This window comes from Streptomyces sp. NPDC003691, assembly GCF_053981115.1.
The window spans coordinates 24931-41240 of the sequence record NZ_JBSFNQ010000052.1; the positions used below are offsets into that span (position 1 = coordinate 24931).

Sequence of the window (16310 nt, forward strand, 5' to 3'; positions counted from 1 at the left end):
ACGTGCGCCGCTCGCGTAGAACGTAGTGCACAGCCGTGGGCTCCCGCTCGGCCCGAGCGGAGATTCGATCACCGTCGAGCAACTCCGGTGCGGCCTGCTGACCGGCCGGTTCGCCGAGCCCGCCCGGAGGCTGAGGACGCCACCCCTGGGCCGGAGGCGCCGGAACCCCGTGTCCCCCGGGCAGCCGGAAGCCCGGGACCAGGCGCCCCCCGACTGCCTGGTCCCGGGTGCAGGTGACGGCCCGCCGGGCGGGCCGTATACCCGGGCGCCGCTACTCCGTACGCAGGCCGTCCGGGCGCATCATCCGGTAGAGCGGGGGCATGCTCAGCGCCGTCACCAGCGCGATGACCCCGATGCCCGCTCCGGCCACCGGGAGGAAGCCCCACCGGTCGGCCGCCTTGAACCCGACCAGTTCGAGCATCACCAGCCCGAGGCCGATGCCGCCCGCGATCGCCAGGACCGTGCCGAGAAGTACTGTGAGCGCGGTCTGCCAGAGCACCGACCAGGCAATGGTGGACCGGCGGGTACCGAAGGCCACCAGGACCGAGAGCAGCTTGCGCCGCTCCCGCAACTGCTCGATCTGGGAGACCAGCATCGAGCCGGCGATCAGGAGCATGGTCGCCAGGGAGCCGATCACCAGTCCCCTGCGGACGTTGGCGAACAGCCTTTCCTCATCGGCATTCCGGAGCTGGGCGACAGTGGCCGCGGAGTCGGCCGCGGCCACGGTGTTGCGGACGTGCTCCGGGACATCGGGCACCTTGTCGTCGGTGGAGACCATGGCCCTGACGCTCGTGACGGAGAAGCTCCGGAGGTCGACGGAGCCCGGGGTGGCGAGGATGCCGGGTTGTTCGTCGCCCATCGTGTCCTTGTCGGCCTGGACGATCGATGAGCCCTTCGGCAGGGACCAGGTCCCGGGCTGCCGAGCCTTCCCGGCTTCGCCTTTGCCACGGTTCGGCGCCGCCGTCATGAACGGCTTGCCGAGGCCCGCGGACCGGGCGATCTCCGCCGCCCGCTTCTTGTCCCAGCCGGCGGCCACGAAGGCGTCGCCGTCCCGGCACGAGGAGATCCGCGCCAGTTCGCGCAGGGTGGGACAGTCGCCGACGGTCAGCGTGAGCATCTCGCTGTACCCCCCGGACGCGGCATCCTCCGGGGTCTTCGGGGGGACGTAGAGGTGGGTCTGCACCGTGTCGGTGACCTTCAGCACCCCGTCCGTCCGCTCCAGGTCGGCAACCGTCCGAAGGGCCGTCCCGCCACCGGCAAAGGAGGCGTTGACGCTCAGCACGGTCCGGCCCGGCGGTTCGTCGTGCTCCGGTACGAAGTCGCCCTCGGCCCCGGAGAACAGCATCTGGAGCGCGATCGCCCCGGCGACCGCGACCATGATCCCGCTGACCGCGCGGGCCGCCTGGCCGCTGTTCAGCTGGAGTCTGCGGACGGCGAGCTGGTAGGGCACCGGACCGCCGCGCAGCCTGCCGACGACGGTGTCGACGAGCCAGGGCAGCAGGGTCGTCAGCCCGACGAGCACCAGGACCGCTCCGGCCGCGATGGGGAGGGTATCGGCGCCGCCCGGGCCGATCCGGCTGGTGAGAAGCAGCGCCAGTCCGGCGGCCGTGAGCAGCAGCCGCCACCACAGCCTGCGGGACGCGGGGGTGGTCTGCCGGATCACCCCGAGCGGCTCGATGGCAACCGTACGCAGGGCGAACAGGGTGACCATGACGGCCAGGACGGGCACGGCCACCAGAGTCAGCCCGCCCAGCGGCGGGCTCGGCATCACATCCGTCGTGAGGGCGCTCAGCTCCTGGTGTTCGATCCGCCCGGCGAGCGGCCGGACCGCGAAGAACAGCCCGATGCCCACGGCAAGTCCGAGCAGCGCCCCGAAGAGCGCCTCACCGGCCGCGATCCGGTGGACCATCCGGGTGTCGGCGCCGACCAGGCGGAGCGCCGCCAGCCGCCGGTCGCGCCGCTCGCCGCCGAAGCGGACGGCGGTGGCCACGAACACGGCCACCGGCACCAGCAGCACCACGCAGATCAGAATGATCAGGACGACGAGTACGGGGTCGATGGGCGAGGCCGTCCATGCGCTGCTGCCATAGCCGCTGATCCGGGTGCCGCCGCCGGCCGGTGAGAGCTGGGCGTTGCCGAGGTAGAAGTAGAGCTCGCGGGAGCTGAGGAGTCCCTCGTCGCCGATGGTGCCCACGATCCGGGCGTCGTAGCGCTCGGCGAGCAGCTTCCCCTCGGGGGAGCGCAGGAGTTCGCCGAGGGCGGGCGAGACGACCATCTCGCCGGGCCTCGGGAAGGCAGAGACGCCCGGCGGCCGTACGGGGTCGGAGCCGTCAGCCTTCAGCAGTACGCCACGGACGTCCCGGTCCCGGTAGGAGGTCTGGACCAGGCTCCAGAACACGGTGCGATCGGTACGGGGAGGCTCCGACCGGTCGAGGCCCTTCGGCTCGGCCGGGAGCCGGGCACCGGCCCGGGCGTCGCGATTTTCGATCATGCCGGGGACGGAGGCGGCCAGCAGGAGCATCACGACGCCGAGGCCGACACCGAGCGCGGTGAGAACGTTGCGAATCCAGCCCTCGCGGCCGCCGGAAGCGCCTAAGCGGATACCGAGGGCGAGGTCGCGGGCCCAGGTGCGGACGGTCATGCGACGTACTCCAGGCCCCGGGTCTTTCCGTCGCGGACGACGACTTCCCGGTCGGAGTAGGCCGCGACCCGGGCCTCGTGGGTGACGAGGACGACGGCCGCGCCGGTGGACCGGGCGGCTTCGGTGAACAGCTCCATCACCCGCTCGCCGTTGAGGGAGTCGAGAGCACCGGTCGGCTCGTTGGCGAAGAGCACCCGGGGCGAGGTGACCAGCGAACGGGCGACGGCAACCCGCTGCCCCTGCCCGCCGGAGACCTGGCCGGGACGCTTGTGCCCGATACCGGAAGGCCCCGTCACGGCAACGACCTCACCGGCGTGCACGGAGAAGTGAATGCCGTCGAGAGCGGGGGTCGGACCGTAGGCCTTGCGTAAGTCCTCGGCGACCAGCAGGGCTCCTTCGGCGCTCATACGCCCACCTCCCGCGCGAGACGGTCCAGCCGGGCAGCGGTCAGTTCCAGCCAGCGCAGATCGGCTTCCAGATGGAACAGTGCGTGGTCGCAGATCAACTGGTCGGCGAAGTCGCCGCGGCGCTTGCGGTCGGTCAGGATCCGCATCAGCCGCAAATGCTCGGACCGCTGCGTGTCGAGCAGCTCGGCCGCACCGCGCCCGGTCAGCAGCGCGATGACCACCTTGGTGTAAAGCGTGGACTGGAGGTACGGCTCCGGGGCCTCGGGCCGGGTCAGCCACTGGTCGACATCGGTGATCCCGGCTTCGGTGATCGCATACCGCTTGCGCTCGGGCCCGTCACCGGGCTCCACCCCGTCGACCTCGACGAGACCGTTCTTCAACAGCCGGGACATGGTCGAGTAGACCTGCCCGTAGTGCAGGGGCTTGTCATGACCGAACTTGTCGTCAAAGGCACGTTTCAAGTCGTAGCCATGACGAGGACCGGATTCCAGAAGCCCGAGAAGAGTGTGGCCTAAGGACATGCCGCGACTATACACACGAGGTATACACGCCATGAATACCCGAGCGGGAGCCTTTCCGGCCAATCCCCAGCGGGACGGAATATCATCCTCCGGGCGACCGGACGGGCCCTCCTATTGATTGGAGGACCGGATCACAGTGACCCGATTGATCAATTTCACCGCCGATCGCAGGTGTGACAGGGTGGTTTTGTCCAACCCCTCAGCACCATGGAGTGACACTGTGCTCACTGTCGGCGACCAGTTCCCCACCTTCGAACTGACGGCCTGCGTCTCGCTCGAGAGCGGCAAGGAGTTCGAGGTCATCAACCACAAGTCCTACGAGGGCAAGTGGAAGGTCGTCTTCGCGTGGCCGAAGGACTTCACCTTCGTCTGCCCGACCGAGATCGCCGCCTTCGGCAAGCTGAACGACGAGTTCGCCGACCGCGACGCCCAGGTCCTCGGCTTCTCCGGTGACTCGGAGTTCGTCCACCACGCCTGGCGCAAGGACCACGCCGACCTGCGTGACCTGCCCTTCCCGATGCTGGCCGACTCCAAGCACGAGCTGATGCGCGACCTCGGTATCGAGGGCGAGGACGGCTTCGCGCAGCGCGCCGTCTTCATCGTCGACCCGAACAACGAGATCCAGTTCACGATGGTGACCGCCGGTTCCGTCGGCCGTAACCCCAAGGAGGTCCTGCGGGTCCTCGACGCCCTCCAGACGGACGAGCTGTGCCCGTGCAACTGGACCAAGGGCGAGGACACCCTGGACGCCGGCGCGCTGCTGGCCGGTGAGTGACCCATGTCGCTCGACGCGCTGAAGTCCGCCATACCGGACTACGCCAAGGACCTGAAGCTCAACCTGGGCTCGGTCATCGGCAACAACGACAAGCTCTCCGCGCAGCAGCTGTGGGGCACGGTCCTGGCCACCGCGATCGCCTCGCGCAGCCCGATCGTCCTGCGTGAGCTGGAGCCGGAGGCCAAGGCGAACCTCTCGCCCGAGGCGTACAACGCCGCCAAGGCCGCTGCCGCGATCATGGCGATGAACAACGTCTTCTACCGCACCCGGCACCTGCTCTCCGACCCGGAGTACGGCACGCTCCGCGCCGGTCTGCGGATGAACGTGATCGGCAACCCGGGCGTGGAGAAGGTCGACTTCGAGCTGTGGTCGCTCGCCGTCTCCGCCGTCAACGGCTGCGGCCAGTGCCTCGACTCGCACGAGCAGGTGCTCCGCAAGGCGGGCGTGGACCGCGAGACGGTCCAGGAGGCGTTCAAGATCGCTTCCGTCGTCCAGGCCGTGGGCACCACGCTGGAGTCCGAGGCCGCGCTCGCGGGCTGACCCCCGGGCAACGCAACGGCGAAGGGCCCGTACGACATCGGTCGTACGGGCCCTTTCCCGTGTCCCGCCGTACCGTTTCCAGCACCGCACCGCGGTACGGCGGGATCCGGAACCCGGCCGCGGGTACGGCGGGGATCCGAACGGATCCCGGTACGGCGGGGACCCGGAACGGATCAGTCCCGGCCGCCGCGGAGTTCCTTCAGCAGCGCTCCCGCATCCGCCGCCAGGGCCTTCCGGCTCTCCTCGGTCTCGGCCAGGGCCGGCGGCGGTCCGCTCTCCTCACCCGACCAGTAGGAGTAGAGCTGTACCTGGAGCACCGCCTGCCCGTCGAGGACATGGAGCGCGTGGCCGCCCCCGCCCTCGTTCATGCGGTACGCGCGCTCACCGAATCCCGTCACCGGCTCGGCCTTGACATGCATCCGCGCCGCCTGCGCCCTGACCTGCGCGTCGAACTCGGGCCCCGGGTCGGTCTTCCGGTGCAGTGTGTAGCTGATGTGGACCCCGATGCTCGGCTCGGGCTCCGTCCCCTTCTCCGGCGCGACGGACGACAGCGCGCCGTTGTGCCCGAGCATCAGGCTGCAGTGCGCCTGGTCCATCGCCGGGTGCGCGAACTTCTCCGGGTTCCGGGACGACACCTTGCCGTGGACCGCGGCGAGTTCCTGCACGGCGGCCGACTCGCACAGATCCGAGACCGCCCGGTACGGGCCGGGGTCCGGGTCCCCGCCGGTCACGGCCGAGTACGCGAACAGTCCGCCCGCCCAGAGCAGCGAGGTCGCCACCACTCCCACGACACCCCACTGCCAGGCCCTCAGCGGTGGTCTGCGCTCCGCCCGGCCCGACTCCAGCCGGTCGTCGCGGTCACCGCGGTCATCACCGTGGTCGCGGCCGTCGCCCCGCTCGTCGTACTCCTCGTCCCGGTCCGGGACCCCGGGCGGTCCGGGCAGCAGCGGGCCCTGCTCCGGCGGGCCGTCGCCCACCAGCTCGGGTTCGGAAATCATCGCGCGTCCCCTTCTGTTGTCGCCGCCGTACCTCCTGGTCCGTCCGGCCCGTCCGGCCCGTCCGGCCGGTCCGGGGCCGGTCCGGCGGGCGGCCGAACCGCGCTCTCCGGCCGGTCCGCCGCCCGCGGGCCCGGTACGGCCTCCGCCGGAGCCGCGGGCCGCTCCACCGGGCCCGCCGTGGACACCACGGGCACCGTCGACACCTCCGACACCACGGGTACCGCGCCGGGCGCCGTCCGCTCCTTCAGTGACTGCTCGCGGCCGTAGGCGCGCAGATAGCCGACGACCGTATTGCCCACGGCGACCAGCGGTACGGCCACCACCGCGCCGCCGATCCCGGCCGTGAGCCCGCCGACCGCCACCGAGAGGACCACGGCCAGGGGGTGCACCCGGACCGCGCGGCCCAGGATGAACGGCTGGAGCACATGGCCTTCGATCTGCTGTACCGCCAGCACCACGACCAGCACCATCAGCGCGGTGAACGGCCCCTGGGTCACCAGTGCCACAACTACCGCCAGAGCACCCGAGATAACCGCGCCGACCAGCGGGATAAAGGCGAACAGGAAGATGAAGACGGCGAGCGGGACCGCCATCGGGACATCGAGGAAGTAGATCCCGAGACCGATGAAGATGGCGTCGATCAGGGCCACCAGCACCGTGCCCCGCACATAGGCGGTCAGGGTGCGCCAGGCCCGCGGACCGGCCCCGGCGACGCCCTCCCGGGCCTGCGCGGGCACCAGCTTCAGCGTCCAGTGCCAGATCCGGTCGCCGTCGTAGAGCAGGAAGAGCGTGGAGAACATCGCCAGCAGGATGCCGGTGAGGATCTCCACCATCACCGTGACGCCCTGGAGTCCGGCGGAGGTGATCTCCTGGGTGTTGTTGCCGATCGCCTGGCTGAAGTTGTCGGCGATGTCGTTGATCTGCGACTCGGTGACATGGAAGGGGCTGTCCAGCAGCCAGCGCTTCCCCTCTTCGATACCGGCCCTGACCTTCTCGGACAGGGTGTCGAGGTTCTCCATCACCTGCCAGACCACGAACCAGCCGACCAGGCTGATCACCACGAATCCGACGACGACGGTGACCGCGGTGGCGGGCCCGCGCGGCATCCCCCACCGCTTGAGCCGGGCCACGGTCGGATGGAGCAGGGCCGTGATCAGCAGGGAGGCGACGAAGGAGAGCATCACCAGCTGCACCGCGCTGATGACCTTCATCAGCACCCAGAACACCCCGGCGAGCACCAGCAGCCGCCAGCCGGCCTCGGCGGCGACCCGGATGCCCCAGGGGATGGCCGAGGTCGGATCGGGCCGCGGCGGTACGGCGGGGGCGTACGCGGGCGGCGCGGGCACGATCACCGCCGGACCGTCCCCGGCGGTCCGCTCCCCGGCGCCGCCGCCCGCGGTCCGCCCGCCGTCCGTGTCCCCGGAGCTCCCGGAGTCCCTGGTGCTCCCGGCGTCCTCGTCAGCGGCGTCGGCGGCGGCCCGTCGCTCCTGCAACAGCTCGGCCGCCCGGCCGAGTCCGGCCGCGGCACCCGCCAGCCAGCCAGGAATCCGTGACATGACGTTTTCCCTGCCCCCCATGCTCTCCCCCAGTCGCCCGGCGCTCCGGGACCGACGACGCTACAACACACACGCCGGAACCCCTCACCGTAGGGACGGTGAGGGGTTCCGTGAAGTTGAGCGGCGGACCGTGCGGCCGGGTACCGGTCAGTACCAGCGGTTCTTCTGCCAGAAGTCCCAGGCGCCGCAGGGGCTGCCGTAGCGGTCGTTCATGTAGTTCAGGCCCCATTTGATCTGGGTGGCCGGGTTGGTGCGCCAGTCGGGACCCGCCGAGGCCATCTTGCTGGCGGGGTACGACTGCACCAGCCCGTACGCGCCCGAGGACGGGTTGGTCGCCGTATAGCGCCAGCCCGACTCCTTGGTCACGATGCTGCTGAAGCACTGGAAGTCGCCGGCCGACATCATCTGCCGGGCCATGTCCTTGACCTCGGCGATGGTGTACGAGGCCTTGGCGGTGAAGCTGGAGGCGTCGCGGGCCTTGTCGCGCTGGGCGCGCTCCTTGGCCTCTTCGCGGTCCTTCTTCGCCTTGGCCTCGGCGGCGGCCTTCTTCTCCTTGGCCGACTTGGCGGCCGCGACGCGCGCGGACTCCTCCGCCGACTTCTTGGCGGTGGCTTCGGCGGCGGCGGCCTGGGCACCGGCCTGCTCGGCGAGTGCCACGGCCTGTACCTGGGCCTGTTCGCCCGAGGGGACATCCGCGAGGAGGGTCGTCGCGTCGGACGCGGCCGTCTCCACATTGTCCGAGGACTGTGGGTTGCCCGAGGCAACGCCGACGACGGCTCCGACGGTGGTGACCGCGGTGGCCGATGCCACCGCGAATCCCCGGACCGAGATCCGGCTCACACGGTTTCCTTCCAGCATCACCCGCACAGGTGACCCCGCGGGCGAATCGTGCCCCTGGCGCTGGCCTCCACTGAAACGGGTCACGGGAGGCACTGGCCCGCGGTCAACTCCCGTCGCGGGAGTGGCCGGTGATGCTTTCCGGGCGGCACACGACGGTCGGTTGTGGAGTTGTGGGAGTGGTGCTGGGCACCACAGGTGATCCATGGGTGTCGTGTGCGGGGCCTGACGGAAGCAAGACTTTGCCGGAACCCGGCACCGCAAGGCAATTCCCGGTCGGGTGGGAAAGCTCACATGGCCTACCCGCCGTTTTTTCGGTCGAACGCCGGTACGGAACGACGCCGCCCCGCTAGGCTCTTGCGTCTTTCGCGGGACGGCGCCGTAAAGGACCGTAAAGGTCTGCAAAGGCTCCCCAAGGGCAGGGAAGCCCTGTTAGCGGATCAGAGGTGTACGTCCTCCAGCATTTCGGTCACCAGGGCGGCGATCTGGGAGCGCTCGGAGCGGGTGAGGGTGACATGCGCGAAGAGCGGATGCCCCTTCAGCTTCTCGACCACGGCGACCACTCCGTCGTACCGGCCGACCCGCAGATTGTCCCGCTGGGCCACATCGTGGGTCAGGACGACCCGGGAGTTGGCGCCGATCCGGGACAACACGGTGAGCAGGACGTTCCGCTCCAGCGACTGGGCCTCGTCGACGATGACGAAGGCGTCGTGCAGCGAGCGCCCCCGGATATGGGTGAGCGGCAGGACCTCCAGCATCCCGCGGCCCAGGACCTCCTCGATGACCTCCCGGCCCGCGACCGCCGACAGCGTGTCGAAGACGGCCTGGGCCCAGGGGTTCATCTTCTCGGCCTCGGTGCCGGGGAGATAGCCCAGTTCCTGGCCGCCGACCGCGTACAGCGGACGGAAGACCATCACCTTCTGGTGCTGACGGCGCTCCAGGACCGCTTCCAGTCCGGCGCAGAGCGCGAGCGCCGACTTGCCGGTGCCGGCCCGGCCGCCGAGGGAGACGATGCCGACGTCGGGGTCGAGCAGCAGGTCCAGGGCGATGCGCTGTTCCGCGCTGCGGCCGTGGATACCGAAGGCCTCGCGGTCGCCGCGGACCAGCCGGACGTTCCCGTCCGGGGTGACCCGGCCCAGGGCCCGGCCGCGCTCGGACTGGAGCACCAGACCGGTGTGGACGGGCAGCTCGGCGGCCTCGGGGACGTAGACGCTCTCCTCTCCCCCGTACAGCAGGTCGACCTGGTCGGCGGGGAGGGCGAGTTCGGCCATGCCGGTCCAGCCGGAGCCGGAATCCGTGATGGCGAGCTCGGCGCGGTACTCCTCGGCGAGCAGCCCGACCGACGACGCTTTGATCCGCAGCGGCAGGTCCTTGGAGACGACGGTGACGTCGTACCCCTCGGCCTGGAGGTTCCTCGCCACCGCCAGGATCCGGGAGTCGTTGTCGCCCAGCCGGTAGCCGGCCGGGAGGATCCCGGGATCGGAGTGGTTCAGCTCGACCCGGAGCGTGCCGCCGAGTTCGCCGAGCGGCAGCGGCGCGTCGAGCCTGCCGTACCGGATGCGGAACTCGTCCAGCAGACGCAGGGCCTGGCGGGCGAAGTAACCCAGTTCCGGATGGTGCCGCTTGGCCTCCAGCTCGGCGATGACCACGATCGGGAGCACGACTTCGTGCTCCTCGAAGCGGTTCGGGGCGTTCGGGTCGGCCAGCAGGACGCTGGTGTCGAGAACGTACGTGCGCCGGTCGGGCGTGCGGCGCTTAGTGCTGTTCACCACGGAAGGACGTACCCCCTCGGAAGAGGTCGACGGAGCGGTGCCGTCGCGGGCCAGGGCCCGCCCGCCACTGACGGCGGGGGACCGGCCCCGCCGTCAGGCGGGGAAAGGAGCCGGGCTGCGGGCCGCAGTGCACGGGCCGAGCTCCGGCCCTCCGCGTGGTCCGCACCGCCGGTGCGTGCCTTCGTGTGCAAAGGGCCTCCCGGGCGGGCGGCCGGAGCCGCCCACGGAGATCCGGCGTCCGAGGACCGGGCGCCGACCTGCTGGGAATATGCCCTCGATCATGCGCGGCCATGCCCCGGTCGGGGACGGCGGATGGCCGAACAGTGGGTGAAGGGACCGGAAAGCCCCCTGGCGGGGGTCGGGTCAGCCGCCGTAGCGGCGGTGGCGGGCCGCGTAGTCGCGCAGCGCCCGCAGGAAGTCGACCTTGCGGAAGGCGGGCCAGAAGACCTCGCAGAAGTAGTACTCGGAGTGCGCGCTCTGCCAGAGCATGAAGCCGGAGAGGCGCTGCTCGCCGCTGGTGCGGATGACCAGGTCGGGGTCGGGCTGGCCGCGGGTGTAGAGGTGCTCGGAGATCAGGTCGATGTCGACGATCTCCGCCAGCTCCTCGAAGCTGGTGCCCTTCTCGGCGTGCTCGTGCAGCAGGGAGCGGACCGCGTCCGCGATCTCCTGGCGGCCGCCGTAGCCGACGGCGACGTTGACGAGTATCCCGGTGTGGTCCGCGGTGGCCTGCTCGGCCTCCTTGAGCACGGTCTGGGTGCGGGCGGGCAGCAGGTCCAGGGTGCCGACGTGGTGGACCCGCCAGCGGCCGTCGGCCGCGAGGTCGCGGACGGACTGCTCGATGATGCCGAGCAGGGGCGTCAGCTCCTCCTCCGGCCGGTCGAAGTTGTCCGTGGAGAGCATCCAGAGGGTGACGACCTCGACATCGGTCTCGGCGCACCAGCCGAGCAGTTCGAGGATCTTGCTGGCACCGGCCTGGTGGCCCTGGGCCGCGGTGTTTCCGGCGGCCTTGGCCCAGCGGCGGTTCCCGTCGAGGATGACTCCGATGTGTTTGGGCACCTGGGCGTGGTCGAGTCGGCCTTCCACCCGGCGTGCGTAGAGCCTGTACACCAGGTCCCGCAAGTTCACAGAGTCCACCTCTCGGTCCGATTGGCTCACCCCGCCCCGGTCCGGGCCTCGGCGGACCTGGGGGTGTGGGGGACCGCGGGGTTTCCCCGGGTCCGGGTACGGGCGACGCGCACCGGCCCCGGTCCCCACCCGTGCGGTGCACACCGTCCGGGCCGTGCGGCGAATCCCTTGAAGGCGCCACAGTACTGCGCACGGGCCACCGGGGCCCAACCCGGTCTGTCACAAGTCCGTGATAAGGAGGGATACGTGACTGATTCCTCCGCTTACCTCGCCTCCCCCGGCCGCTACGACGCCATGGAGTACCGCCGCACCGGGCGCTCCGGGCTGAAGCTGCCCGCCGTCTCGCTGGGCCTCTGGCACAACTTCGGCGACGACCGCGCCCTGGACACCCAGCGGGCGATTCTGCGCCGCGCCTTCGACCTCGGCGTCACCCACTTCGACCTGGCCAACAACTACGGTCCGCCGCCCGGCTCCGCCGAGCTGAACTTCGGCAAGATCTTCGCCCAGGACTTCGCGGCATACCGGGACGAACTCATCATTTCCACCAAAGCGGGATATCTGATGCATCCCGGTCCGTACGGTGAGTGGGGCTCCCGGAAGTACCTGCTGTCGTCGCTGGACGCCTCCCTGGGCCGGATGGGCCTGGAGTACGTCGACATCTTCTACTCGCACCGCTTCGACCCGGAGACTCCGCTGGAGGAGACGATGGGCGCGCTGGCCTCCGCGGTGCAGCAGGGGAAGGCGCTGTACGCGGGTGTCTCCTCGTACAACGCCGCGCAGACGGCCGAGGCGGCGCGGCTGCTGAAGGAGATGGGCGTACCGGCCCTGATCCACCAGCCCTCGTACTCGATGATCAACCGGTGGATCGAGGACGACGGGCTGCTGGACACCCTGGAGAAGGCGGGCATGGGCTGTATCTCGTTCGTCCCGCTCGCCCAGGGGCTGCTGACCGGCAAGTACCTCCAGGGCATCCCGGAGGGCTCGCGGGCCACCCAAGGCAAGTCGCTGGACCCGGGGCTGCTCTCGGACGAGGTGGTCCGGCGGCTGAACGGCCTGAACGAGATCGCGGCCGGCCGCGGCCAGTCGCTGGCGCAGCTGGCGCTGAGCTGGGTGCTGCGGGATCCGCGGATGACCTCGGCGCTGATCGGCGCGTCCAGCGTGGCCCAGGTGGAGGAGAACATCGCCGCACTGTCGGCGGCGCCGCTGACGGCGACGGAGCTGACGGAGATCGACGCCTTCGCGGTGGACACGGCGGGGACGAACATCTGGGCCGGACGGGGTCTGGGGTAGTCGCCGTCCGGCGGGGTCCGGACCCGGCGGGGTGCGGGCCCGGCCGGGGCGGTGCCGCCCGGCTTCCGAGGGGCCCGGGGGCGGTGTCCCCGGGCCCCTCGGGGCCGGGAAAAAGAACCGGGCCGGTCCGTGGGGGGGGATACGGACCGGCCCGAGGGGGGGTTTCCACCATAACGCGTCCCCGGCGCCGGCGAGCGCAAGCGGGGCCCGCCGGGGTGTCGCCGGCCGGGCCGGGACCGTCGGACGGCGGGGCGCACGCGGGCGCGAACCCAGGGATTCCGGGGTTTTCCCGCAGGGCAGCGGTGGTGCGGACCTCCGCAGAGGCGCCGGACGGCATCCCCCGAAGGGGGAAGCCGGGTGGGGCCGCGTGTTGACGCCGCGGGCCGCTCACGGCGGCGCGGCGGGCCTCACCGCCGCGGCGGGTGCTCTGCCCGGCCGGGCCCTCCAGGCCGCAAGGCACCCGGCACCCGGGCGCCCCCGGGATACGGGTGCCCGAACCCCTGAGCACCCGGGCGGCCCGGTGCCGGGTGGGCTACGCAGCGCCCGTCTTGTTGGCGACGATCTCGTCCATGTATGTCTTGCCCCACTCGCCGAGCGGCTCCAGGGCCCGGTTCAGGGACTCGCCGAGCGGGGTGAGGGAGTACTCCACCCGGGGCGGCACCTCCCGGTAGACCTCGCGGTGGACCACCCCGTCCGACTCCAGCTCCCGCAACTGCTGGATCAGCACCTTCTCGCTGACCCCGTCCAGTGCCCGCTTCAGCGCACCGAAGCGCACCGCGCCACGGGCCTCCAGCTCCCACAGGATCAGGGGCTTCCACTTCCCGCCGACAACATCGACGGCGACATCGAGACCACAGTGGTAGACGGGCTTGCGTACGGTCACGGGCAACTCCTGGTCCGGCCCCGGTTTCACGCGGCCTGCTGACGGTTCGGCGGATCGGCGGTCGGCGGCGGCGCGCCGCTCCCCGGTTCCCTGCCGTGCGGAGACCGCGGGCCCGCCGCGTATACCGCTCCCCTCAACGAGGACCGCCACTGACCGCATTCCCGCCTGCGGTCGCGCCATGACGGCATCCCTCCCCGGTACGCCCGCCGTGAGCCGGACCGCGTCCACCGCCCGGACCCTGCTGGGGGACGGGCCGAGCCGACGGCGGGCCCGGGCCGGGCGGGGTCAGCCGTGGGCGCCGGGGGCGCGGGGCGGGCCCATTCGCAGCAGGGTGATGCCGTCCCGTTCGGCGACCTTGCGGTAGCCGTACACCCGCTGGGCCAGCTCCAGTTCGGCCCACTGCTGTTCGGGCGGATAGGGCCAGTGGCCCGCGTGGTAGGGCCAGGCGGGGGGCGCCTGGCGGTCGTGGACGATCCACTGGGCGGTGGGCCGCGGCAGCCGGTCCCGGTCGTACTCGTAGAGCTTCGCGTCGACCGGGAAGGAGGGGAAGAGGACGACCTCGGTCCGGGAGGTGAGCTGGGGTACGAGCCGGTTGGTGGCGGCGACCGTGGCTCCGTCCGGGATCCGCGCCAGCAGCGCCCTGGCGGCCTCGACATGTCCGGTGGTGCGCCAGGTGGCCCGCTGGGCGAGCTGGGCGAGCGGAAAGCTGGGCAGTATCACCGCGGTCACGGCGAGGGCGGTGACGAGGGAGGCCCTGATATGCCGGTCGGCGGGGGTGCGCCCACGGCCGGCCGCGGCTCCCATGGCAGGTCCGGCGGCGGGTCCCGGCGCGGGTCCGGTGGTACGCCAGTGGCGGAGCGCGTCGATCAGCCCGGCGGCCACGACCGGCATCAGTACCGCGCTGTAGTGGAACGACGTGCCCCAGTGGAAGCCGTTCTGGGAGAGCATCCGCCAGGTGAGGGTGGGCAGCGCGAGCAGGGCGAGCGGGGAGCGCAGGGCGAGCAGCGCGGAGGGCGCGAAGACGAGGATCAGGGTCATCGCCTTGATGTCCGGGCGCAGGGCGTCCAGCGGGGCGAAGGCGATGGTGCCGAGCAGCGAGCCGTGGGCGCCTTCGCCGAGGTTCTCGCCGTGGGCATAGCCGCCCGCCGGGTTGAACGCGGGCAGCAGCAGTTTGATTTCGACGGCGCTGGCCACCAGTCCGCCGGCCGCGGTGAGCAGGCCGAGCCGCCGGGGTCCCTTCCAGGCGGTGTAGGCGCCGACGGCGGCCAGGGTGAGGCCGAGGTCCTCCTTCACCAGGACGAGGGGGACCGCCCAGGCGACCGCGGCCCGCCAGCGGCGGCGCCCGAGGGCGGTGACGGCGGCCGACACCAGGGGTACGGCGAGCGCGACCTCGTGGAAGTCGAAGGCGACGGCGGAGGCGATGCCCCAGCTCAGCCCGTACACCAGCGCGACGGCATGGGCGGCGCGGCGGCCGAGGACCTCCCGGGCCCAGCCCGCCAGGGGGACGACGGCGACGGCGAGCAGCGCGGCCTGGGCGAGCAGCAGCGTGAGCGGTCCCGGCCAGATCCGGTACAGGGGCGCGAGGACGGCGATGGCGGGGTGGAAGTGGTCGCCGAGGAGATTGAAGTCCTCGCCGCGCAAGGGAACGACGGGGGGCCGCAGTTGGGCGTAGGCGCGGACGGCCTGCTCGAAGATGCCGAGGTCGTAGCCGGTGGTGCGGATGAGCAGATGGCGGCGTACGGACACGGTCGCATAGAGCGCGAAGAGCCCGGCGGCCCAGGCCCAGGGGAGCAGTGCGGCCGGGAAACGGGCGGCGGGGCGTGCTCCACCGGGCTCCGGCGCGGGGGCGGGCCCCGGCACGGAGTCGGAGGTGCGGGGACGCAGCATTCCGCGCCACGCTGCCGTGTTGTCAGAAAATGTCCGCATAGATTCGGATGCTAGACGGGGTTGATGGTCCGTTTCGTATCGATTCGGGTGTGTTGGAAAAGCAGCGGCCCGGGGTACGGGGGCGACCGGGCGGGCCGGACGGGCCGGGGCGTTCCTGCGGCCCGGGCCGGGGGCGGGCGGGCGGGTGTTCAGGCGGGGCGCCCGGGACCGGTGTTCAGGCGGGGGCGGCCAGCGCTCCGGCGACGACGCCCGTGAACGCCCCCGCCATCATGAACGGGCCGAACGGGATGGCGTCCCGCCGCCCGGCGCGCCCCCGGAGCATCAGCGCGATTCCGTACCCGGAGCCGAACAGGAAGCCGGCGAAGGCTCCGGTGAGCAGCGTCGGCCAGCCGTACCAGCCGAGGACGGTGCCGAGGGAGAGGGCGAGCTTCACATCGCCGAAGCCGAGGCCCCCGGGGTGGAGGAGGAACAGTCCGAAGTACCCGGCTCCGAGCGCCAGCCCGCCGAGCACCGCCGTACTCCAGGAGCCCGCCGCCCCGGGCAGACCGGCCGCCGCGCCGAGCAGACCGGCGGCCATGGCGGCCAGCGGCAGGGTGAGCTGGTCGGGCAGCCGGTGCACCCGCAGGTCGACCAGCGCCAGCACCAGCGCGAACGGCACCAGCAGCAGCCAGACCGCCAGTTCGGGGCGGGGCCCGGTGGCGGCGGCGAGCACCGCGCAGACGGCGGCGCCCGTCACGGCGGGGACCGCGGCGGCCCGCCCGGTCCCGCACTCCCGTCCGCCGCTTGTGTCGCTCCCGTCGCTCCCGCTCCCGTCCCGCCCGGGACCGCAGCCGGGCCCGGCGAGCCAGCCCCGCGCCGGTCCGGCCAGGGGATGTCCGGCCGGGCAGACGGCGCGCCACGCTTCGTCCGGTTCGACGGCGAGCCGGTAGACGGCCCGGGGAACCAGTACTCCGGTGCCCGCCCCCCACAGGGCGGCCGCGATGATCAGCATGGCGTCCACGGCTCAGAGCGTAGGCGGCGGGAGCGGACCGCACCGGGCGCTTGACCGTATGTCCGGATGGCCCGGTGTCCGGAACGG

At 71.7% G+C, this 16310-nt stretch carries 14 protein-coding genes; 3 read left to right on the top strand and 11 right to left on the bottom strand.

What is annotated here, in order from left to right:
• Positions 1-271: 271 nt before the first annotated feature.
• Genes ACWDR0_RS23100 through ACWDR0_RS23110 form a run of 3 tightly spaced genes read right to left on the bottom strand, consistent with a single transcriptional unit; the run spans position 272 to position 3569 of the window.
• On the bottom strand, positions 272-2641 hold the full coding sequence (locus ACWDR0_RS23100; RefSeq protein WP_456353632.1) for an ABC transporter permease: 2370 nt from the start codon (positions 2639-2641) through the stop codon (positions 272-274).
• On the bottom strand, positions 2638-3048 hold the full coding sequence (locus ACWDR0_RS23105; protein WP_456353633.1) for an ATP-binding cassette domain-containing protein: 411 nt from the start codon (positions 3046-3048) through the stop codon (positions 2638-2640). The genes ACWDR0_RS23100 and ACWDR0_RS23105 overlap by 4 nt, the downstream gene beginning before the upstream one ends.
• Positions 3045-3569 (bottom strand): PadR family transcriptional regulator, encoded by a 525-nt coding sequence (locus tag ACWDR0_RS23110; protein WP_456353634.1) that lies wholly within the window; start codon positions 3567-3569, stop codon positions 3045-3047. Before ACWDR0_RS23110 ends, ACWDR0_RS23105 begins: the two co-directional genes overlap by 4 nt.
• 220 nt (positions 3570-3789) lie before the next feature.
• Between ACWDR0_RS23110 and ACWDR0_RS23115 the strand changes: the two genes are divergently transcribed.
• Entirely contained in the window at positions 3790-4344 is a 555-nt protein-coding gene (locus tag ACWDR0_RS23115) for a peroxiredoxin (protein ID WP_456353635.1), read from the top strand.
• Between the two features lie 3 nt (positions 4345-4347).
• Positions 4348-4884, top strand: a complete 537-nt coding sequence (locus ACWDR0_RS23120; RefSeq protein ID WP_456353636.1) for an alkyl hydroperoxide reductase — start codon at positions 4348-4350, stop codon at positions 4882-4884.
• Positions 4885-5057: 173 nt separating this feature from the next.
• Here the strand turns inward: ACWDR0_RS23120 and ACWDR0_RS23125 are convergent, their stop codons facing one another.
• The 5 genes from ACWDR0_RS23125 to ACWDR0_RS23145 form a co-directional block, all read right to left on the bottom strand.
• On the bottom strand, positions 5058-5882 hold the full coding sequence (locus tag ACWDR0_RS23125) for a hypothetical protein (protein WP_456353637.1): 825 nt from the start codon (positions 5880-5882) through the stop codon (positions 5058-5060).
• On the bottom strand, positions 5879-7438 hold the full coding sequence (locus tag ACWDR0_RS23130; RefSeq protein ID WP_456353638.1) for an AI-2E family transporter: 1560 nt from the start codon (positions 7436-7438) through the stop codon (positions 5879-5881). Before ACWDR0_RS23130 ends, ACWDR0_RS23125 begins: the two co-directional genes overlap by 4 nt.
• A gap of 147 nt (positions 7439-7585) precedes the next feature.
• On the bottom strand, positions 7586-8278 hold the full coding sequence (locus tag ACWDR0_RS23135; RefSeq protein ID WP_456353639.1) for an aggregation-promoting factor C-terminal-like domain-containing protein: 693 nt from the start codon (positions 8276-8278) through the stop codon (positions 7586-7588).
• 437 nt (positions 8279-8715) lie between these two features.
• On the bottom strand, positions 8716-10047 hold the full coding sequence (locus tag ACWDR0_RS23140; RefSeq protein WP_456353640.1) for a PhoH family protein: 1332 nt from the start codon (positions 10045-10047) through the stop codon (positions 8716-8718).
• Positions 10048-10410: 363 nt separating this feature from the next.
• Entirely contained in the window at positions 10411-11172 is a 762-nt protein-coding gene (locus ACWDR0_RS23145; protein WP_456353641.1) for an isoprenyl transferase, read from the bottom strand.
• 246 nt (positions 11173-11418) lie between these two features.
• Between ACWDR0_RS23145 and mgrA the strand changes: the two genes are divergently transcribed.
• On the top strand, positions 11419-12462 hold the full coding sequence (gene mgrA, locus ACWDR0_RS23150; RefSeq protein WP_456353642.1) for an L-glyceraldehyde 3-phosphate reductase: 1044 nt from the start codon (positions 11419-11421) through the stop codon (positions 12460-12462).
• Between the two features lie 532 nt (positions 12463-12994).
• On the opposite strand, the gene ACWDR0_RS23155 is transcribed toward mgrA, so the two are convergent.
• The 3 genes from ACWDR0_RS23155 to ACWDR0_RS23165 form a co-directional block, all read right to left on the bottom strand.
• Entirely contained in the window at positions 12995-13345 is a 351-nt protein-coding gene (locus tag ACWDR0_RS23155; protein WP_456353643.1) for a winged helix-turn-helix transcriptional regulator, read from the bottom strand.
• 285 nt (positions 13346-13630) lie between these two features.
• On the bottom strand, positions 13631-15232 hold the full coding sequence (locus ACWDR0_RS23160) for a DUF2079 domain-containing protein (protein WP_456353644.1): 1602 nt from the start codon (positions 15230-15232) through the stop codon (positions 13631-13633).
• A 214-nt stretch (positions 15233-15446) separates the two neighbouring features.
• Positions 15447-16223 carry a prepilin peptidase gene (locus tag ACWDR0_RS23165; RefSeq protein ID WP_456353659.1) on the bottom strand — a complete coding sequence of 259 codons (777 nt, stop codon included), beginning with the start codon at positions 16221-16223 and terminating at the stop codon, positions 15447-15449.
• Between the last annotated feature and the right edge of the window lie 87 nt (positions 16224-16310).